Genomic DNA, 19530 nt, shown 5'->3' with positions numbered 1-19530 from the left:
CACTGTCAAGGCTTCGCGGCGGCTTGACAGGGTGGCCCGGCGGGGATCAAGGTGTTCATATATCTGAGCTTTAGTTCGTAAATACGAACACGGGAGGACCACGCAATGCACTTCGAGCTGACCGCGGACCAGACGGCCCTGCGGGCGGGTGCGCGCGAACTGGCCCGCAGCTTCTCCGACGAGTACTGGGCCGAGTGCGACGCGGCGGGCCGCTTCCCGTGGGAGTTCTACAACGCCTTCGCCGAAGGCGGCTGGCTGGGCATCGCCATCCCGGAGCAGTACGGCGGCGGCGGGCTCGGCATCCTGGAAGCGGCGCTGCTGCTGGAAGAGGTCGCGGCCTCGGGCGCCGGGATGAACGGCTGCAGCACCATGCACCTGACCATCTTCGGCCTCAACACCATCGTCAAGCACGGCAGCGAGCAGCTGCGGCAGGAAGTCCTGCCCGCCGCCGCGGACGGATCGCTGCACGTCTGCTTCGGCGTCACCGAACCCGACGCGGGCACCGACACCACCCGGATCTCGACCTTCGCCCAGCGCGTCGACGGCGGCTACCTGGTCAACGGCCGCAAGGTGTGGATCACCAAGGCGGGCGACTCGCAGAAGATGGTGCTCATCGCCCGCACCACCCGGCGCGAGGAGGTCGACCGCCCCACCGACGGGATGTCGCTGTTCCTGATCGACATCGACCCGGAGCACGTGCACCTGAGCCCGATCCCGAAGCTGGGCCGCAACGCGGTCTCCTCCTACGAAGTGGTCATCGACGACCTGTTCGTGCCGGAGAGCGCCCGGGTCGGCGAGGAGGGCAAGGGATTCCGGTACCTGCTCGACGGGCTCAACCCGGAGCGGATCCTGCTGGCCCACGAAGCGCTCGGCATCGGCCGCGCCGCGCTGGACCGCGCGGTGCGCTACGCCAAGGAGCGCGTCGTCTTCGACCGGCCGATCGGCCAGAACCAGGGCATCGCCTTCCCGCTGGCGGAGGCGGTCACCCGGCTCGACGCCGCCGAGCTGATGGCCCGCAACGCCGCCTGGCGCTACGACCAGGGCCTGCCCTGCGGGCGCGAGGCGAACATGGCCAAGTGGCTGTGCGCCGACGCCGGTTTCACCACCGCCGACCAGGCGATCCAGACCCACGGCGGCATGGGCTACGCCCGCGAGTACCACGTGGAGCGCTACTTCCGCGAATCCCGCATCCTCCGCCTCGCCCCGGTCAGCCAGGAGATGGTGATGAACTACGTCGCCACCCACGTCCTCGGCCTCCCCAAGTCGTACTGACCAGGTTTCCGGGCTCGTTTTGCTTAGCGGTGCGGGTGGCGGAACCTCAGCGGCTTTCTCGACTGCGGGATCCCGTTCTTATGTATGTCCGATACACGGCGAACGGGCTGTCCTCGCGAGAAAGCCGCTGAGAACCCGCGGCGGTGCCGGTTGTGGGGGTGGGTTATGCGCCTGCGGCGCGTGCGACGTCTCTGCGGTGAGGCCGGTTGGTCGTCGCGCTTGCGGTCACCACCACCAAGGGGAAACCCCGGAACCGCGCGGATCCGGGAGCACTGAACGTCAACGGGTAGTGGAAGTTTCGAGCGAACAGGACGGTCCATGAACGCATCCGAACCCACCGGCAGCCTGCGGGGCATCCGCGTCCTGGACCTGTCGCGGATCCTGGCCGGTCCGCTGTGCTCGCAGATGCTCGCCGACCACGGCGCCGAGGTGATCAAGGTCGAGCCGCCCGCGGGCGACGACACCCGCAGCTGGGGCCCGCCGTTCGTCACCGGGACCATGAGCGCCTACCACACCGGGATCAACCGCAACAAGGCCAACATCTGCCTGGACCTGACCACCGCGGACGGCCAGCGGCTGCTGGGCGAGCTGCTGTCCGATGTGGACGTCGTGGTGGAGAACTTCAAGGCGGGGACGCTGGCGAAGTGGGGCTACCCCGACGAGGTCATCGCGGCGCGCTTCCCCCGGCTGGTGCACTGCCGGATCACCGGGTTCGGCACCGACGGGCCGATGGGCTCCACGCCCGGCTACGACGCGATCCTGCAGGCCTACGGCGGACTGCTGAGCATCAACGGTGAGAAGTCCGGGCCACCGCTGCGGGTCGGCGTGCCCATCGTGGACATGGTGACCGGCATCTACGCCTTCTCCGGCGTGCTGCTGGCCCTGCACGAGCGGCACGCCTCCGGCCGCGGGCAGCTGGTGGACTGCACGTTGCTGGACACCGCGGTCTCGCTGCTGCACCCGCACTCCGCCGCGTGGCTGGCCTCGGGCCAGATCCCGCAGCGCACCGGCTCGGCGCACCCGTCGATCGCCCCGTACGACACCTTCGACGCGGCGGACGGGCCGATCTTCATCAGCGGCGGCAACGACCGCCAGTTCCGCGCCATGGCCGAGGTCCTGGGCCTGCCGGAGCTCGCCGAGGATCCCCGCTTCGCCACCAACGCCGACCGGGTCGGGCACATGGGCGTGCTGCGCGACCTGCTCGCCGCGCCGATCAGCGCCCGGACCAGGCAAGACCTGGCCCAGGCGCTGCTGCGGCGCGGCGTGCCCGCGACCCCGGTGCACGACGTCGGCGAGGCGCTGACCGACCCGCAGGTGCTGCACCGGGAGATGGTGGTGGAGAAGGACGGCTACCGGGGCACCGGAATCCCGGTCAAGCTCGGCCGGACGCCCGGCAACGTCCGCACCGCACCGCGCGAGCAGGGCGCCGACACCAGGCGGATCCTGGCCTCCCTGGGCTACCCGGAGGAGGAGATCACGGCGCTCATCGAAGCCGACATCGCCCGCACCACCTAGCGGATCCGGCCCGCGCGGTCCCGGATGTGCGCGGTCGCGGCGCGCAGTTCGTCCTCGTCGGTGATCGTGGTGTTGTCCTCGAAGGTGACGCCGTCCGGCACGGCGTCGCTGCCGAGCGGGTCGGCGTCCCAGAAGTTGTTGCGGTAGCGGACGTTCTCCAGCGGTGGGCTGACGTGCAGGACCGCGGTGCTGTCGGCGCGGACGACCACGTTGTCCTCCACCGTCACCCAGGAGGCGCCGTAGTCGGTGTAGAGCCCGAAGTTGTACGGAGTCCTGGTGTCCTCGATGAGGTTGCCGCTGACGGTGGCGCCGCTGTCGTGGGAATCGCCCTGCGGGCCCGACAGGTAGACGCCGCCGCCGTCGGCCAGCGCGCCCATGGTCTTCGTGACGAGGTTGCGCACGATGCGGGTGCCGCTGGCCGGGCCCGCGACGATCCCGCAGTGCGGCACGTCGGTGACGTGGTTGTGCGCAACGGTGCACCCGGTCGTGCCCGCCAGCGAGATCCCGGGCGAGCCCGAGTGCTCCAGGCCGATCTGCCGGACCAGGTTGTCCTCGACGAGCACCTCCCGGCTCCCGCTGATCGAGATCCCGGCGCTGCCGAGGGCGTCGAAGTCGCAGCCGCGCACGGTGATGTCCGAGCCGCCTGCGGTGCTCAGGCCGGTGGCGCCGAGGCGGGTGAAGCGGCATCCCTCGAACCGGATCCCGGCCGCGTCGTCGAGCACCACGGCGGCGGGAACGGGCTTCGTGTCCGACGGCACGGTGACCCACGACCGGTCCTCGACCACGACCACCTCCACGCCGCCGCCGTCGTAGAAGGCGTTGCCGTGGTAGTGCAGGAATCCCCGGTCGCCACCGGGCCGCAGCCACGTCGCGTCCGCGAACGCCAAGCCGCGGAAGGAGATGTCCCGGGCGCCCGTCGCGCGCAGCAGCGCTTCCAGGACGGGCGCGACCACGCGGGTGCGCTGCGGGTCCTCGTCCGGCCGCGGGAGGTAGTGCAGGACGTGCTGTCCCGGCCGGGAGCGGTCCAGGACGAACGTCCCGGGCTCGGTGAGGAAGGCGAGATCGTTCTCGACGCGGGTCGGCAGGCCGGGGCCGTCCATCAGCTCCCCGTCCCACGCGGAGCGGTAGAGCTCGAGCGCCCAGCCGAAGGCGGGCTGCCGCATGGTGATCGCGGTGGAGTCGCCGTCGGGAGCCACCGCCGCGACGCCGCACCGCGCTTCGGTCCACGGGTAGACGCCCCGGTGGACGAACTCGACCCCGGGCTGCCAGGCCAGCGGTGCGCGGCTGTCGGTGACGTACCCGGTGGGCGTTCGGCTCGCGTTGCCGGGAATTCCGTCGATGCCCGCGCGCTCCACCCGCCGGCCGTCGGCGTGGAGCTGGCGGGTGTCCAGGTCGCCGACCTCCGCGCGCCACACCCCGTCGCGCACCTGCCAGCCGGAGATCTCCCGGCCGCCGCTGATGACGACCGCTTCCTGATCGGCGGTGCCGTAACCGCGGGCCTGGAAGGTGATCCGGCGGTCCGCCGGGTCGAGGGCGAGTGGCGCGGTCAGGACGTGAGTGCCCGCTCCGAGATGAACGGTGACCTCACCGGTCGCCTCGCGGGCGGCGCGGCGAGCCCGGTCGAGCGTGGCGAAGGGCTCCTCCGGGGTGCCCGGGGCGGAGTCGTCGCCGGTGGGGGAGACGTGGAGTTCTAGCACGATTACGCGAACCTCCGGGTTTATGGCATAAACTCGGGTGGAGAGTAGACCACTTTTCCGGCGCGGAACAGGCGGGGGTTGCCCGGCCGCATCCGGCGGGGCGGGATCCTGGAGGGGGGAGGTGGCGGATGGTGCAGGGCGGAGTGGCCGATCCCGATCGCGGGATCGAGCTGTTGTGGCGGGACGGCGGGTCGCGGGCCGGGCTGAGCCTGAACCGGATCGTGCGCGCGGCGGTGGCGGTGGCCGACGCCGAAGGGCTGGCCGGGCTGTCGATGCGCAAGGTGGCCGAGCGGCTGGGCTTCACCAGCATGTCGCTGTACCGGCACGTGCCCGGGCGGGACCAGCTCGTCGAGCTGATGCGCGATGCGGTGCTGGCGGAGCTGGGTTCCGCGCCTGCCGAGGGCGAATGGCGCCCGCGCTTGGAAGCCTGCGCGCGCGAGGGCTGGGAACTGCGCAAACGGCATCCGTGGTTGGCCGAGGCGAGCGGCAGCCGCAGCCTGCCGGGGCCGAACGCGGTGGCGCACTACGAGCGCCTGCTCGGCATCCTCGCCGGTACCGGCCTCGCCCCGGCCGAGGTGATCGCTTCGGCCGAGCTGGTCGAGCGCTTCGTCAACTCCGAAGCGGTGGCGCTGGCGGAAGCAGCCCGCGCGGAGCGCAGCAGCGGGGTGACCCACGAGGAGTGGTGGGGCGCTCGCGGGTCGCTGTTCGAGCGCCTCGACCGCTTCCCGGTGATCACCGCGCTGTGGGAGGCCGGTGGGTACGACGAGCCGCTGGACTCGTTCGAGTTCGGCCTGGCCCGCGTTCTTGACGGCATCGAACTGCTCGTCCAGAGTCGTGATGAAAAGCGTGATGAAAAGTGTCGGATGTGCGACGGGCCGGTGGAGCAGGCGTCCGCGGGACGTCCGCGCGCGTACTGCTCGCGCGCCTGCCAGCAGCGGGCCTACCGGCAGCGCAAGTCCAGCTGACCCCGTGCGATCTCGGACCGCATGACATTTGTCAGCTGCGCCAGGTGTTCTCGCTTCACTACTGGGCAGGGCTCCGGCCGAGCACGATCGGCGACCATGGGATCTGTGCTCGAAGTGCGCGGGGTGCGGCACCGCTACGGTGCGACGCGCGCGTTGGACGAAGTCGACCTCACCGTCGGGGCGGGGGAGTGCGTGGCCCTGCTCGGGCCGAACGGGGCGGGCAAGACGACCCTCGTGCAGCTGGTCGTCGGCCTGCTGCACGCGCAAGCGGGAACCGTCCGGGTGGACGGCGGCGATCCGCGGAAGGCCGCGGTGCGCAGGCGGTTGGGCGTGGTGCAGCAGTCGGTCGGGTTCCCGAGCACGCTGAAGGTCGGCGAGCTGGTCACGGGTGCCGCGGTGCGGGGCGGCTACCCGCGTTCCGCGGCCGGTCCGGTGCTGGCCGAGCTGGGGCTGGCCGAGCTGGCGCGGCGGCGCGCGACCAAGCTCTCCGGCGGGCAGCAGCAGCGGTTGCAGCTGGCGATGGCGCTGGTCACCGATCCGGCGCTGCTGGTGCTCGACGAGCCCACCAACGGCCTCGACGTCGCCGCCCGGCGGCGGCTGTGGCAGGTGCTGGCCGAACGCCGCGCCCGCGGCGCCGGAGTGCTGGTGACCACGCACCTGATCGAGGAAGCGGCCGCGGTCGCCGACCGGGTGGTGGTGCTGGACCGCGGCCGGGTGCTGGCCGCCGACAGCCCGGCGAGGCTGACGGCCCGGCTGCCCGACCGCACCGTGATCGCGCGGACCGGGCTCGGCCGGGACGAGCTGCGCCGGTTGCCCGGCGCGGTGTCGGTCGCCGCCGACGGCGACCTGGTCCGGCTGCGCACCCGGGAACCGGAAGAACTGCTGCGCAGGTTGCTCGCCGCCGATCCGGCCCTGTCCGACCTGCGGGTCGAAGGCGCCAAGCTGGAAGAGGCCATGCTCGGCCTGACCGAGGAGGTCGCCGCGTGAACACCAGGACCCTCGCCGTCGAGATCACCGACGAGCTGCGCGGCATCATCCGCGAACCGGCCGCGCTGCTGTTCTCCATCGTGATGCCGGTGGCGTTCTTCGCGCTGTTCGCGTCCCTCTTCGGCGGCGAACAGGGCGGCGCGGTGCCGACGGGCACCATCATGCTGGCCACCTTCGGCACCTTCGGCGTGCTGTCGGTGGTGCTGACCAACCCCGGCATCGGCGTCGCATCGGACCGCGAACGCGGCTGGCTGCGCGCCAAGCGGGTCTCACCCGTGCCGCTCGGCGTGACGCTGACCGCCAAGGTGGTGGCCGCGCTGCCCTACGCGATCGGCGTGCTGATCGCGATGACCGCGACCTCCGCGCTGCTGGGCACGTTGCAGGCCTCGCCGGGCGCGCTGATCCGGCTCTCGGTCGTGCTGGTGCTCGGCGCGCTGCCGTTCGCGCTGTTCGGGCTGGCGATCGGTTTCCAGGTGGGGGCCAACGCCACCACCGCGATCCTCAACGCGCTGCTGTTCCCGATGGCGATCGCGTCCGGGCTGTGGATGCCGCTGTCGGTGCTGCCCGGCTTCTTCGGCCAGATCGCGCCGTTCCTGCCGACCTACCACCTCGCGCAGCTCGCGCTGGCGCAGCTGGACGGCAGCGCCGCCCTCGGGCACGCGCTGGTGCTGCTCGGCGCGACCGCGGTGACCGGGACGCTGGCCGCGGTGTCGTATCGTCATGCCCGATCATGAGGATTTCCGGACTGATGTCGCACTGGGGACACCTGATCTACCTGGTGAACCTGCTGTGGTTGCCGGTGTTCTCGGAGACCGCGACCTGGGTGGACTGGGCGCTGGCCGCCGCCGTGGTCGTCGTGTTCGTGCCGATGTACGCGGTGGCGCACCGGCGGCCGGAGCGGACGCGGTGGGCGGCGATCGTGCCGACGGTGCTGCTCGGTGCGATCGTGACGCCGTTCAACTCCGGCGCGGCGACGCTGTTCGTCTACGCCGCCGCGTTCGCCGGGCTGACCGAGTCGCGGCGCACCGCACTGCGGTGGTTCGTCGGGATGACGGCCCTGATCAGCGTGTTCTCGGTGGTCTCGGTGGTGCCGATGCCCTGGCGGCTGCTCGGGCACCTGCCGCCGCTGGTGCTGCTGTGGCTGATCGGCTCGCTGCAGATCGAGTGGGCGGAGAAGGAGCGCGCGCAGAACGACCTGCGCCTGCGCACCGCGCGCGTCGAGCACCTGGCCACCCTGGCCGAGCGCGAGCGCATCGCCCGTGACCTGCACGATCTGCTGGGGCAGACGCTGACTGCCATCACCATGCGCGCCCAGCTGGTGAACGGGCTCGTCGGCGTCGACGACGAGCGGGCGCGCGGGGAGTCCGGTGAGATCGAGCGGGCCGCGCGGGCGGCGCTCGCCGAGATCCGCGCGACGGTGAGCGGGTGGCGGCAGGCCACGCTCGAAGCCGAGCTGGCGGCGGCGCGCAACGCGCTGTCCAGCTCGGGCGTCCAGTTGACGGTGCGATGGGAAGTCGAGGAGGCCATCGTGGGCTCCACCGAGCACGAGCTGGCGCTCGCGCTGCGCGAGGCCACCACCAACGTCGCGAGGCACGCCTCGGCGCGCACCTGCCACGTCAGCCTGGAGGTCGTGCAGGACGAGCTGCGGCTGGTCGTGGCCGACGACGGAGTGGGCGGAAAGGCACCGGACGGCAACGGGTTGACCGGCATGCGCGAGCGGATCAGCGCGCTCGGCGGCGCGGTCCGGCGCACCGGCACGGCCGGGACGACCGTGACCATCGCGGTGCCGGTCGAGGTGGCGGCGTGATGGGCGAGCAGATCAGGGTCGTGCTGGCCGAGGACCAGACGATGGTGCTCAGCGCCTTCGCCGCGCTGCTGGACCTGCAACCGGACGTCGCGGTGGTGGCCACGGCGGGCAGCGGCGCCGAAGCGCTGGCGGCGGTCGAGCAGCACCGGCCGGACGTCCTGCTGACCGACATCGAGATGCCGGAGCGCAGCGGCATCGACGTCGCGGCGGAACTGCACCGGCGCGGTGATCCGGTGCGGGTGCTGATCGTCACCACCTTCGCGCGCAGCGGATACCTGCGCCGCGCGATGGAGATCGGGGTGTCCGGCTACGTGCTGAAGGACTCGCCGATCGGCGAGCTGGTCACGGCGCTGCGGCGGGTGCACGCGGGCGAGCGGGTGGTGGCTCCGGAACTCGCGGTGGCGGCCTGGGACCAGCCGGACCCGCTGACCGCGCGCGAGCGGGAGATCCTGCGCGAGGTGGCCACCGGCGCGGGCAACGCCGAGATCGCCGCGAGCCTGCACCTCGCGGAGGGAACGGTCCGCAACTACCTGTCCACCGCGATGGCGAAGCTGGCGGCGCGCAACCGCATCGAAGCGGCCAACACCGCCCGCGACCGCGGCTGGCTCTGAACCCGCGCCGGAAACTGTGAACGCCGGGTGTGAGAAAGCCCCGATCACATTGAAACTGTGAATCGGACAGTGCTGAAATCGGTTGCACGGGTGGGCTCTTCGTAGTCTGATGGGCCCATGCGCAGGACTGGCGCGCTCGCGCTGATCACCGCTCTCACCGCTGGGATGTTCATGACAGGGCAGTACGTGCGCGGGGCCGAGGCCGCCCCGGCACTCGGCATCGACCTCGACACCGCGACGATTCCGCAGCTCCAGGAGCGGATGGCCGAGGGGTCGCTGACGTCGAGCGAGCTGACCGCCGCGTACCTGCACCGGATCCGCACCGTCGATCCCCGGATCAACTCGGTGCTGCACACGAATCCGGAGGCGGTGGCCGAGGCGGAGGCCAGCGACGCCCGGCACCGCGCCGGGCAGGTCCTCGGTCCGCTGGACGGGATCCCGGTCCTGCTCAAGGACAACGTGAACACCCGCGACATGCCGACGACCGCCGGTTCCCTGGCGCTGGCCGGAGCACCGCCGGACACCGACGCGGAACTGGTGACCCGGCTGCGGGACGGCGGCGCGGTGATCCTCGGCAAGACGAACCTCTCCGAGTGGGCCAACTTCCGCGCCGAGACACCGACTTCCGGCTGGTCCGCGGTCGGCGGGCAGACCCGCAACCCGTACGTGCTGGACCGCAACCCGTGCGGTTCGTCGGCCGGTTCCGGCGCCGCGCTGGCCGCGTCGCTGGCGCAGGTGGCGATCGGCACCGAGACCGACGGTTCGATCGTGTGCCCGGCCGGGATCAACGGCGTGGTCGGGCACAAGCCGAGCCTCGGGCTGGTCAGCGGTGCCGGCGTGGTGCCGATCTCGGTGGAGCAGGACACCGCCGGGCCGATGGCGCGCAACGTCGTCGACGCCGCGCTGACGCTGGCCGTGCTGCAGGGATCGGAACCGGTGGTCCCGCGGGCCGACGGCCTGGCGGGCAAGCGCATCGGGCTCTGGCGGCTGCCGGACCTCGGCCCGGAGGTCGACGCGCTGATGTCCAGCACCGCGGCGAAGTTCCGCGCGGCTGGCGCTGAGGTCGTCGAGGTGGTCCCGCCCTACCAGGACCGGCTCGGCGAGCTGGAATTCCCCGCGCTGCTCAGCGAGTTCCACCGGGACATCGACGCCTACCTGGCCACCCGCGGCGGACCGCGCGACCTCGCCGAGCTCATCGAGTTCAACCGGCGGACACCGGAGGAGCAGACCTGCTTCGCCGGGCAGGAGCTCTTCGAGCAGGCCCTCACCGCGCCGCCGACCACGGACCCGGACTACCGCGCGATGCGCGCGGAGCTGACAGACCTGGCCAAGCGCTCGATCGACGAGACGATGGCGGAGCACCGCCTGGACGCGATCGCTTCGCCGACCAACCCGCCCGCCTGGACCACGGACTGCGCGCGCGGTGACGACGACGTGATCCCGTCCTCGACGCCGGCCGCGGTGGCGGGCTACCCGTCGATCTCGGTGCCCGCCGGATTCGTCGGCGAGCTCCCGGTCGGCCTGCTCCTGATGGCCGGTCACCGGCAAGACCCGGAACTGCTGTCGCTGGCGGCATCGGTCGAGCGGGAGCTGGACGCCTGGCGGGCGCCGAAGTTCCTGCCCTCGCTCCCGCCCTCGCCCGAAGATCGCGACTTCGGGTGAATCGGCGCGGCCGCTGACCGACGTGATCGGCGAGCGCAGTTCGGCGCCGATGAGGGATGTGACGATTCAGTGAGGGAACGCGCGCACCAGCGGTGACGTCCTTTCGTGCAGCGGCCCGAGAACCGTCTCACGCCGGGTAATGTCGGAGCATGGGCGTCGCCCGAGTCCTGCTCGACCGCACCTCAGGGGACCGTGACGCAACCCGGCCACAAGAAACCGCGAAACGCGGGGTGGATCCCGAACGCAACCACCACTGTGAATCGCGGAGAGGCGGTACAGCATGAGCGTCAAGAGAGATCGCGCTGGCCGGTGGCGTGACTACTGGGATCGGTCGGCGCGCGCCTACGACGAGCAGATGAACCGCTTCGAGCGGCTGATGGCGCCCGGCAGCCGCCAGTGGGTGTGCTCGCGCGCCGAGGGCGAGGTCCTGGAGGTCGCCATCGGCACCGGCCTCAACCTCCCTGTCTACGGCGGTGATCTCCGGCTGACCGGTGTCGAGTGGAGCCCGCGGATGCTGGACCTCGCGCGCCAGCGCGCGCAGGACCTGGACGTGCCGGTCGACCTGCGCGAGGGGGATGCCCAGGACCTGCCGTTCCCGGATGCCGCCTTCGACAGCGTGGTGTGCACCTTCGGCCTGTGCGCGATCCCCGACGAGCAGCAGGCGATCGCCGAGATGGCCCGCGTGCTGCGCCCGGGCGGGAAGCTCCTGCTGCTCGACCACGTGGCGGGCTCGGCGTGGCCGGTGCGGCTCGTCCAGCGAGTGGCCGAGCTGATCACGATCCCGCTCGGCGGCGAGCACTTCCGGCGCCGCCCGCTGCCGCTGGTCCGGGCGGCGGGCCTGGAAGTGCTGGAGTCCGACCGCTTCAAACTGGGCATCATCGAACGCCTGGCGGCCCGGAAGCCGACGGGCTGAAGTAGGCGTCGTCGGTGAGCAGGTACTCGTGGTGGGTTCTGCCGTATTCCAGACGTGTGCCGGTGAACTGGAAACCGAGCTTGCCGAGAACGCGCGCGGAGGCGGGGTTCGAGGGATCGACGATTGCGGACAGCCGTGGCAGCTGGAGTTGCCGGAAAGCCGCGTCGATGCACAGCTTCCCGGCTTCGGTGGCGAGCCCCCGGCCCCAGGTGCGCCGGGCCAGCGTGTACCCGAACTCGGCACCCTCGGCGCGCGCCTCGAACCCGGCGTCACCGATGAGGTGCCCCGTTGATCGCTCGACCACGGCCCAGCAGGCGTAGCCGTTCGCCCGCTGGTGCTCGATGTGGTCGTGCACCATCTTCGCGCTCTCCTCCGCCGAGGCGGCGTTTCCGCGTGCGACGTGGCGCATCACCTCGGGGTCGCCGTAGACGGCGTGGACGGCGGGAACATCGTCGGTGCGGAAGGGCCGAACCTGCAGCCGCGCGCTCAGCAGCGGGAAGTGGACAGTCACGACGCGCACTGTCGACTGCGCGGCACCAGCCGGTCAAGGAATTTTCCCGAGCGTGCTTCCCCCGGCCGTGAAACCGGTTTCGGCGATCAGCCTTCGGGATCGAGGATCAGGCACGTTGTGGTGGCGTGGGCGATGAGCTCGCCGCGGTCGTCGAGGACCTTGCCCTCCGCCGTTGCGGTGCTGCGCCCCGCGTGGATGACGGTGCCTTCGGCGGTGAGCGTCGTGCCGTCGGTCTTGGCCGCCCGGATGTAGTTCACCTTGAGCTCCAAGGTGGTGTAGCCGACACCGGCGGCGAGGGTCGTGTGCACCGCGCAGGCCATCGCCGAGTCGAGCATGGTCGCCGCGATACCGCCGTGCACGGTGCCCAGCGGGTTGGCGAAGTCCGGGCGGGTCTCCAGCGAGAGCACGATCCGGCCCAGCTCCACCTCGTCGAACCGCATGCCGAGCAGTCGTCCGATGGACGGGATGCCGGTGGGCCGTTCAGCCTGCACCCAGCGCATCAGTTCCAGCCCGGACAGGCCGGCGAGTTCAGCGGTCAGCACGAGAATCCCCTTGCGGTTGCGTGTGCTCCGGCGCGGTTCCGCCGCTCCGCGATGGGCAGTGGCGGTCGCGTCGGGATTGGCCTTGCGTTCCGGGTTGCTCGCGAGCGGGTCGCGTCACGTCCTCCCCGGGGTGGGGTCGAGCAGGGCCGGGGTTGGCGCAGAACCCGTCCACCCCGTCATGCTACCCGTGGGTAACTTATGTTGGGTGTCGTGGTCGATGCAACTCCGAACGCGGCAGCGCCCGCTCGGAGGAGCTCCGGGCGGGCGCTGCCGGTGCGAATCTCAGAAGTCGCGGAGGTTGCTGATCAGGGTGGCGAGGGTGGCGATCTGGCCGGGGGACTCGCCCGGGATCACGTGCTCGTCGCGGGAGTGCGGGCCTGCGCCCACCGCGCCGAGGCCGTCGAGGACCGGCCTTTCCAGGGCGGACACGAAGTTCGCGTCGCTCACGCCGCCCACCGAGGTGCCTTCCAGAGTCCGGCCGTGCTCCTTCGCAGCCGCCTTGGCGTGCTCGAAGAGCTTCTCCGAGAGCGGGTTCGGGTTCATCGGCGGACGGTTCCAGCCGCCGGTGAGCTCCACCCGGATGCGCTCGTCGGCCACCGCCAGCTCGCGGAAGCCCGCGTCGATCCGGGGCATCTCGGCCGGGTCCTGGATGCGGATGTCGATCTCGCAGGTCGCCCGGCCGGCCACCACGTTGCGGCCGGTGCCGCCGTCGAGCAGCCCGACGTTGATCGTGGTGCCGCGCTCCGGCGCGGCGAGCGAGGTGATCGCCGGGATGAGCTCGGCGATGGCGTGGATCGCGCTGGCGCCGGCCGTCGGGTCGAGCCCGGCGTGCGACTCGACGCCGTGCACCGCCAGGTCGAACAGGCCCAGGCCCTTGCGGCGGATCTTGGCCATGCCCTCGCGGCTCGGCTCCAGCACGAGCGTCGCGGTCGCCTCGGTGCAGGCCCGCTCGATGTGCGGGCGCGAGGAGATGCTGCCGATCTCCTCGTCACCGTTGAGCAGGAACCGCACCGACGGGTGCGGGACGTCCAGCTCGCGCAGCAGGCGCAGCGCCCACACGCCGTGCACGATGCCGAGCTTCATGTCCAGAGCGCCGGGCGCGGTGATGCGGTCGCCGTCGACCGTGAACGGCCACTCCGCGAGCGTGCCCACCGGCCACACCGTGTCGTAGTGGCACAGCAGCAGCACCGTTCCGCCGGCCGTGCCGGGGTAGGTGATGTCGAGGACGTCGCCGCGCGGGCCGCCGTCGTGGCGCTGCCGGGCGACCGGCGCGCCGAGGCGTTCGGTGAGCCACTGCTCGATGTCGGCCAGCCCGGCGTCCAGCGCCTGCTTGTCGTTGCTGGGGGTTTCGTGCTCCACCAGCCTGCGCAGGTCCGCGAGCACCTGGGGGAGCTCCTGCTCGGCCCGCGCCACCAGCTTCGTAGTCACAACTCCACCTTCCACATCTGTCGAATCCATCCACCGCCGCAGCGGCCCGGAGCCTCCAGCCCCGGCCCACCCGGTGCGCGCCCGCGTCAATTTCGTACGAAATTGACACCCCGCCCCGCCTGCGGGAGGGCGGCTCCGTGCGAGAGCTCCGTTGGCGGCTCCGGTTTCGGCGGTGGGCCGTGAGTGCTTTGGGGTGTCATGGCGCCCCAAAGCACTCACGGAGCCATGGAAACGGAGCCGGAGTTGATGCTCAGCGCACGCTCAGCGGACCGGGGCGCCGGGGCCGAGGGGGATGCCGAGGGCCCACCAGGCCATGAAGAGCAGGGTCCAGCTGATCAGGACCGCGAAGGAGATCGGGATCGTCAGCGACATCAGGGTGCCGATGCCCGCTTCCTTGCGGTAGCGCTGCAGCAGGCCGAGCGCCATCGCGAAGTACGGGCTCATCGGGGTGATCAGGTTGGTCGCCGAATCCGCGATCCGGTACACCGCCTGCGTCGTCTCCGGCGAGACGTCCAGCAGCATCAGCATCGGCACCACGATCGGCGCCATCAGCGCCCACTGCGCGGAACCGCTGGTGATCACCAGGTTGATGCAGGTGACCAGCACGATCAGGCCGAGGAACAGCACCAGCGGGTGCACGTTCGCCGACTTCAGCAGCGCCGCGGCGTGGATGGCCAGGACCTCGCCCATGTGGGTCCACTTGAAGAAGGCCAGGAACTGCGAGGCCGCGAAGAACAGCACCACCACCGGCGCCAGGTCGACGACGCCCTTGGACATCGCGCCGGGGATCTGGCGGGCGGTCGCGAGGCTGCCGGTGGTGCGGCCGTACACCGCGCCGGTGAGCAGGAAGATCACGCCGAGCAGGTAGGCGACACCGGTGACGATCGGCGAGTTGAGGATGCCGCCGTCCTCACCGCGGAACGGGGATGCGGGCGGGGCCAGCGCGATCACCAGCAGCACCACGGCGGCCAGCAGGGTGAGCCCGGCGTTGCGCAGGCCGCGCCGCTCGACCGCGCTCAGCCGCATCTCGCCCAGCTGCTCGTCGACCCCGTCGCCGTCGGCGGTCATGCCCGCCGCGCGCTTGGTGAGCACGAACTCGGTGACCAGCGTGATCACCACGGCCAGGAAGAGCGCCGAGCCGATCGAGAAGAAGTAGTTGGCCAGCGGGGTGACCGTGTAGGCCGGGTCGATGAAGTGCGCCGCCGAGGTGGTCAGCCCGGCCAGCAGCGCGTCGGTCGGCGTGAGCAGCAGCGAGGCGTTGTACCCGGCCGAGATCGAGCCGAAGGCGACCACCAGGCCCAGGATCGGGCTGCGGCCGACCGCCTTGAACACCAGCGCGCCCAGCGGGATCAGCACCACGTACGCGGCGTCGGAGGCGACGCTGCCGGTGATGCCCGCCAGCGCGACGACGAACGTCAGGTACTTCGCCGGAACCCTGGTGACGCTGCCGCGCAGCATCGCGTTGAGCAGCCCGCTCTGCTCGGCGACCGAGACGCCCAGCATGACCACGATGATCAGCGCCAGCGGCGGGAACTTCGCGAAGTTCTCCACCGCGTCGCCGATGATGGTGGACAGCCCCTCGGCCGTGAGCAGGCTCTTGACCCGGATGGTCTCGCCGTCCACCGGCGACACCGCGGAGGCGCCCAGGGCGTTGAGCACCGCGCTGAGCGCTATGACCAGGACGGCCATCATGGTGAACAGCCAGAACGGGTGGGGCAGTTTGTTCCCGACGCGTTCGACGCCGCGCAGGAAGCCCAGCAGCAGCGACATCGACCGGGTGGGCCGCGCGTTCTCCGTGTTGGTCAACCGAGCTCCTCGAAATCCGATCCGACCGCCTGGGCCGATGGCGAGCATTCAAATCGGGCATGGCGTGATCTGTCAATAGTGGGGAGTCTCGTGGTGTATCTATTCGGTATACGTGCCGAGCGTGGGGGTAGTATCACTCCCCGTGGACGGTGACCTCGTGCTGGACGACCTCGACCTGGACCTGGTGTCGGCGTTGCAGGAGGCGCCGCGCGCACCGATCAACGCGCTGGCCGAGGCGGTGGGCAGTTCGCCGAGCACGGTGGGCCGCCGGATGCAGCGGCTGCACGCCGAGCGGCTGCTGCGGGTGATCGGCCAGCTGGACTGGACGCTGATCTCCGACACCCACCCCCGGCACGTCTGGATCACCACCGCGCCCGGCCGGTTGCAGGACGTCGCGCGGAAGCTGGCCGAACTCCCCGAGGCCCAGTACGTCGCGATGACCACCGGGCGCGCCGACGTGTACTGCACCGTCCGGCCGCTGGGCCGCGAGGCGGTGAAGGACCTGCTGACGCAGCGCATCCCGTCGGTGCCGGGCGTGGTCTCGACCCAGTCCGACCTGGTGCTCAAACCGTTCGGGCGGGCGGAGGCGTGGCGCGTCGACCGCTTGGCGGCGGACCAGCGCGCGGTGCTGGCTGCGCATCGCATCGATCCGCAGGAAGTCGTGGAGCCGCAAGCTCTTTCCGAGCAGGAGCGGGAGGCGACCAGGCTGCTGCACGCCGACGCCCGGCTGACGTCGAGCGACCTGTCCCGGGCGCTGGGCGTCAGCCAGTCCACCGCGCACCGGCTGATCGCCGGACTGCTGGAGCGGCAGGTCGTGCGCCCGCGGGTGGAGATCGAGCCCGCGCTGCTGGGCTTCCCGCTGGAGGTCGCGCTGTCGTTGTCCACCGAGCCCGGCTCTACCGAGGTCGTGGGGCGGGCGCTGGGGCGGCATCCCTCCGCCCGCTACGTCTCGATGGTCGCGGGCAACGCGACGGTGATCCACCAGGGCGTGTTCCGCGGCGAGGAGCACCTCGCCGACTTCCTGTCCGCGGATCTGGCGGCGCTGCCCGGGATCCGCTCGGTGGAGGTCTCGGTGGTGCTCGACGTCCTGCGCCGCTACTGGATCACCCGCTCCGGGACCCGCCTCGGTCGAGCGGACTTCCCGTTCGACCGGAGTTGAGCGCGGGGCCGAACTCCGGAAGCGCCGATACCGGGAATCGTTTTCATGTAATGTCGTCGGCCGGGTGACTGGACGGATGCGGTGCGCTCCGGTGGTGGCCGGAGGGCGGGCGGCACTTCTGGAGGCGACTGTGGGTGTGGAAGAACTCGGCGCGAGGTTCAGCGCGACGTTCCAGGAGTTCGCGGAGTGCACGCCCCTGGTGTGGGGGCCGTTGGGCAGCGCGTTGGTGGAGGCTGTCGCACCCGTGAGCGGGGACCGCGTGCTCGACGTCTGCTGCGGCGCGGGCGCTTCGGCGATCCCGGCTGCGATCGCGGCCGGGCCGACCGGTTCGGTGGACGCGGTGGACCTGGCCGGTGGTCTGCTCGCGCTGGGCGAGAAGTTCGCCGGCCAGCAGGGCGTGACCAACATCGGCTTCGCCGAAGCGGACGTGACCGCGTGGCAGCTCCCGGACGGCACCGATGCCTACGACGTCGTGCAGTCCTCCTTCGGGATCTTCTTCCTGCCGGACATGGACGATTCGGTGCGCCGGCTCGTCGGGATGCTGCGGCCCGGCGGGAAGTTCGGCGCCACCGTGTGGCGGGCGGGTGTCTTCGAGGACTACGGCAAGGCGCTGTTCGACGTCGCCGAGCGGTACCGGCCGGATGTCCGGCGCAACGGTGACGGCCCGCCGGAGCCGATCACCCGCATCAACCGGGCCGAGAGCCTGCGGACCTGGCTGGACGAGATCGGCCTGACCGCACCCACCGTGCGCACCGTCGCGCGGTCGGTGCCGCTGACCCAGGAGTTCGCCTGGGCGTTCGTCCTGGGCAGCGGCTTCCGCCGCGTCGTCGAAGGGCTGGCTCCCGAACAGGTTCGCGCGCTGCGCGCGGACTTCCTGGCGCAGCTGGACGAACGCGGTGTCCGGGAGCTCGACCTGACCACTCTCGTCGGGGTCGGTCACCGACCGGAGTGAGGTGTCGGGGATGGTCGCCGGCGGAAGGGCACGATGCGCCACCACGTCGCGCAGCGCCAGACCCACTCCAGCGGCCCGTACTGGAAGCGGGCCAGCCACCAGCGGCTCCACAGGACCTGCAGCAGGATGATCCCGGCGGCCATCGCCAGCAGCAGCTCCCACTTCGTGGATTCGCGCATCCCGAGCAGCTGTCCGAACGGGATGATCAGCAGCGTGGCGGTGACGTAGTTGGTGAGCGCCATCTTGCCGAGCGGCTCGAGGACCGGTGACAGCACGCGCGAGGCCGGAGTCCGCAGCAGCAGGAACAAGCCCGCGGAGTAGGCGATCGCCATGAACAGGCCGGCCGCGGCGGAGGCGCTGCTGAAGCCCGCGTTCAGCGGATTCTGCTCCTGCAGCACCAGGAAACCGGCACCGGCGACGGCGGAGACGGCGAACACGGCGGCGAGCTGCCCGCCGAGGCGGGGCAGCATCGCGGGCAGGCCGGCCTGGGCCAGCGCGAAACCGGCCAGCAGCAGGCACGGGATCAGCAGCATGCCGCCGCTGGTCAGAGACAGCGTGACCGCGGTCATGGCCACGGCGATGGGCAGGTTCGCCCACCACGGCAGGAAGCTCATCGGCAGCAGCACCAGCAGCCCGAAGACCGCGTAGGGCAGCAGCGCTTCGCCCGGCTGCAGGAAGTGGTGCAGGGCGCCGAAACCGGCGAGCACCAGCAGCCGCCGCAGGAGCACGATGCGCGGCCGGGCCGTGCGCTGGCTCGCGTTGCCCAGGAAGATCCCGAACCCGACCCCGAACAGCAGCGAGAAGATGGGGAAGAACCGCTGCTGGACGAACATGTCCAGCGCGTGCGGGATCGGTAGCTTCTGGAGGTCGACGACGCCCCGCAGGTACAGGATCTGCGAGATGTTGACGAAGAGGATTCCGCACAGCGCCAAGCCGCGCAGCGCGTCGAGCTCACCGATGCGCCGCCCGCCGGACGTGGCGGGCAGGCGGACGGTCGGTGCGTCGAGCGGTGGCGCGGCACGTCCGGGGGAGTTCGAGATCGGGGAATTCACACCGACAAGTCTGCGGGGCCAGGGTGATCGCGCAACACGACTCATCGGCTCGCCGACATCGGTCGATCGGCCGACGTTCGGTGCCGCGCTCTCGGCCGATCGACCGAGCCGAACCGGTGGACAGGCCGTCTGCTAGCCCCACTGCGCGGTGACCCGCGGCTGCGCCGGGCCGGGCGGTTCCCCGCCGGCTTCGGTGAACGCGGCCAGCGCGCCGACCAGACCGCGCCGCGCCGCGGCGGGCATCCGCTTGACGATCCGCGCGATCTCCGACCGGCGCCGCGCCGTGACCTCGGCCACCACGTCGGCGCCGTTCGGCGTCAGCGCCACCACGTTCTCCCGGCGCGAGGCCGGATTCGGCCGCCGGTCGACGAGCTGGGTGCCGATCAGCCGGTCGATCATGCGGGTCACCGTGGACGGGTTGACGCCCAGCGCCTCGGCCAGCGCGGCCAGCTTGAGCGGGCCCGCGCTGGAGAGCACCACCAGCAGCCGGAACTGCGGCAGGGTCAGCGAGTTCTCGACGGCGGCGACCGAGCGAGCCGATGCGGCCACCAGCAACCGGGAGGCGGTCAGCACCGCGTCGGTGACCGCGTCCACGTCCGCGTCCGCGTCGGGCGGGGTGCCGGTCTCAGCTCGGGACATGTGCTTGTTCTA

The 19530-nt window shown here is 71.4% G+C and carries 18 protein-coding genes; 11 read left to right on the top strand and 7 right to left on the bottom strand.

The genetic code is table 11. The features are described from left to right. Positions 1–105 precede the first annotated feature (105 nt). Together OU416_RS25930 and OU416_RS25925 are read left to right on the top strand one after the other, a co-directional pair. Positions 106–1272, top strand: coding sequence for an acyl-CoA dehydrogenase family protein (locus tag OU416_RS25930; RefSeq protein ID WP_270929623.1), 1167 nt, complete (start codon positions 106–108; stop codon positions 1270–1272). Positions 1273–1590: 318 nt separating this feature from the next. Next, positions 1591–2787: a CaiB/BaiF CoA transferase family protein gene (locus OU416_RS25925; RefSeq protein ID WP_270929622.1), complete on the top strand. Its 1197-nt coding sequence runs from the start codon at positions 1591–1593 to the stop codon at positions 2785–2787. Here OU416_RS25925 and OU416_RS25920 read toward each other — a convergent pair. After that, positions 2784–4484 carry a right-handed parallel beta-helix repeat-containing protein gene (locus tag OU416_RS25920; protein ID WP_270929621.1) on the bottom strand — a complete coding sequence of 567 codons (1701 nt, stop codon included), beginning with the start codon at positions 4482–4484 and terminating at the stop codon, positions 2784–2786. The two genes, OU416_RS25925 and OU416_RS25920, sit on opposite strands and share 4 nt — an antisense overlap. Before the next feature lie 128 nt (positions 4485–4612). Here OU416_RS25920 and OU416_RS25915 point away from each other — a divergent pair, with 128 nt between their 5' ends. The 7 genes from OU416_RS25915 to OU416_RS25885 all read left to right on the top strand — a co-directional run bounded on the left by OU416_RS25915 (position 4613) and on the right by OU416_RS25885 (position 11429). Then, entirely contained in the window at positions 4613–5449 is an 837-nt protein-coding gene (locus OU416_RS25915) for a TetR/AcrR family transcriptional regulator C-terminal domain-containing protein (protein ID WP_270929620.1), read from the top strand. A gap of 96 nt (positions 5450–5545) precedes the next feature. Then, positions 5546–6436: an ABC transporter ATP-binding protein gene (locus tag OU416_RS25910; RefSeq protein ID WP_270929619.1), complete on the top strand. Its 891-nt coding sequence runs from the start codon at positions 5546–5548 to the stop codon at positions 6434–6436. Then, positions 6433–7170: an ABC transporter permease gene (locus OU416_RS25905; RefSeq protein ID WP_270929618.1), complete on the top strand. Its 738-nt coding sequence runs from the start codon at positions 6433–6435 to the stop codon at positions 7168–7170. Before OU416_RS25910 ends, OU416_RS25905 begins: the two co-directional genes overlap by 4 nt. 14 nt (positions 7171–7184) lie before the next feature. After that, positions 7185–8243: a sensor histidine kinase gene (locus OU416_RS25900; RefSeq protein ID WP_270929617.1), complete on the top strand. Its 1059-nt coding sequence runs from the start codon at positions 7185–7187 to the stop codon at positions 8241–8243. After that, positions 8243–8854: a response regulator transcription factor gene (locus OU416_RS25895; protein WP_270929616.1), complete on the top strand. Its 612-nt coding sequence runs from the start codon at positions 8243–8245 to the stop codon at positions 8852–8854. Before OU416_RS25900 ends, OU416_RS25895 begins: the two co-directional genes overlap by 1 nt. 117 nt (positions 8855–8971) lie before the next feature. Continuing rightward, positions 8972–10516, top strand: coding sequence for an amidase family protein (locus tag OU416_RS25890; protein WP_372907255.1), 1545 nt, complete (start codon positions 8972–8974; stop codon positions 10514–10516). A 280-nt stretch (positions 10517–10796) separates the two neighbouring features. After that, positions 10797–11429: a class I SAM-dependent methyltransferase gene (locus OU416_RS25885; RefSeq protein WP_270929615.1), complete on the top strand. Its 633-nt coding sequence runs from the start codon at positions 10797–10799 to the stop codon at positions 11427–11429. Here the strand turns inward: OU416_RS25885 and OU416_RS25880 are convergent. The 4 genes from OU416_RS25880 to OU416_RS25865 all read right to left on the bottom strand — a co-directional run bounded on the left by OU416_RS25880 (position 11392) and on the right by OU416_RS25865 (position 15680). Continuing rightward, entirely contained in the window at positions 11392–11940 is a 549-nt protein-coding gene (locus tag OU416_RS25880; RefSeq protein ID WP_270929614.1) for a GNAT family N-acetyltransferase, read from the bottom strand. The two genes, OU416_RS25885 and OU416_RS25880, sit on opposite strands and share 38 nt — an antisense overlap. 86 nt (positions 11941–12026) lie before the next feature. Next, on the bottom strand, positions 12027–12482 hold the full coding sequence (locus tag OU416_RS25875) for a PaaI family thioesterase (RefSeq protein WP_270929613.1): 456 nt from the start codon (positions 12480–12482) through the stop codon (positions 12027–12029). 282 nt (positions 12483–12764) lie between these two features. Next, complete coding sequence (locus OU416_RS25870; protein ID WP_270929612.1) at positions 12765–13910, bottom strand: M20 family metallopeptidase; 1146 nt, start codon at positions 13908–13910, stop codon at positions 12765–12767. 261 nt (positions 13911–14171) lie between these two features. Continuing rightward, positions 14172–15680, bottom strand: a complete 1509-nt coding sequence (locus tag OU416_RS25865) for an AbgT family transporter (RefSeq protein WP_270929724.1) — start codon at positions 15678–15680, stop codon at positions 14172–14174. 178 nt (positions 15681–15858) lie between these two features. Between OU416_RS25865 and OU416_RS25860 the strand changes: the two genes are divergently transcribed. Both OU416_RS25860 and OU416_RS25855 read left to right on the top strand, forming a co-directional pair. After that, positions 15859–16875, top strand: a complete 1017-nt coding sequence (locus OU416_RS25860) for an Lrp/AsnC family transcriptional regulator (RefSeq protein ID WP_270929611.1) — start codon at positions 15859–15861, stop codon at positions 16873–16875. A gap of 130 nt (positions 16876–17005) precedes the next feature. Next, a complete protein-coding gene (locus OU416_RS25855; protein ID WP_270929610.1) occupies positions 17006–17827 on the top strand; it encodes a class I SAM-dependent methyltransferase in 822 nt (273 codons plus the stop codon). Here OU416_RS25855 and OU416_RS25850 read toward each other — a convergent pair. Both OU416_RS25850 and OU416_RS25845 read right to left on the bottom strand, forming a co-directional pair. Next, a complete protein-coding gene (locus OU416_RS25850) occupies positions 17812–18879 on the bottom strand; it encodes a DUF418 domain-containing protein (RefSeq protein WP_270929609.1) in 1068 nt (355 codons plus the stop codon). The genes OU416_RS25855 and OU416_RS25850 overlap by 16 nt on opposite strands. Before the next feature lie 132 nt (positions 18880–19011). After that, entirely contained in the window at positions 19012–19518 is a 507-nt protein-coding gene (locus OU416_RS25845; protein ID WP_270929608.1) for a MarR family winged helix-turn-helix transcriptional regulator, read from the bottom strand. Positions 19519–19530 lie beyond the last annotated feature (12 nt).

Origin of the sequence: Saccharopolyspora indica, assembly GCF_027853965.1 — a bacterium.
Classification (GTDB): domain Bacteria; phylum Actinomycetota; class Actinomycetes; order Mycobacteriales; family Pseudonocardiaceae; genus Saccharopolyspora; species Saccharopolyspora indica.
Note: the sequence above shows the minus strand (reverse complement) of the source record. Positions and strands in the feature narration are given on the sequence as shown.

Excerpts from the sequence above, each read along its gene's own strand:
- OU416_RS25865 (WP_270929724.1), bottom strand. The coding sequence starts at position 15,680 with ATGTCGCTGCTGCTGGGCTTCCTGCGCGGCGTCGAACGCGTCGGGAAC.
- OU416_RS25910 (WP_270929619.1), top strand. The coding sequence starts at position 5,546 with ATGGGATCTGTGCTCGAAGTGCGCGGGGTGCGGCACCGCTACGGTGCG.
- OU416_RS25930 (WP_270929623.1), top strand. The coding sequence starts at position 106 with ATGCACTTCGAGCTGACCGCGGACCAGACGGCCCTGCGGGCGGGTGCG.
- OU416_RS25925 (WP_270929622.1), top strand. The coding sequence starts at position 1,591 with ATGAACGCATCCGAACCCACCGGCAGCCTGCGGGGCATCCGCGTCCTG.
- OU416_RS25845 (WP_270929608.1), bottom strand. The coding sequence starts at position 19,518 with ATGTCCCGAGCTGAGACCGGCACCCCGCCCGACGCGGACGCGGACGTG.
- OU416_RS25890 (WP_372907255.1), top strand. The coding sequence starts at position 8,972 with ATGCGCAGGACTGGCGCGCTCGCGCTGATCACCGCTCTCACCGCTGGG.
- OU416_RS25915 (WP_270929620.1), top strand. The coding sequence starts at position 4,613 with ATGGTGCAGGGCGGAGTGGCCGATCCCGATCGCGGGATCGAGCTGTTG.
- OU416_RS25885 (WP_270929615.1), top strand. The coding sequence starts at position 10,797 with ATGAGCGTCAAGAGAGATCGCGCTGGCCGGTGGCGTGACTACTGGGAT.
- OU416_RS25895 (WP_270929616.1), top strand. The coding sequence starts at position 8,243 with ATGGGCGAGCAGATCAGGGTCGTGCTGGCCGAGGACCAGACGATGGTG.
- OU416_RS25900 (WP_270929617.1), top strand. The coding sequence starts at position 7,185 with ATGTCGCACTGGGGACACCTGATCTACCTGGTGAACCTGCTGTGGTTG.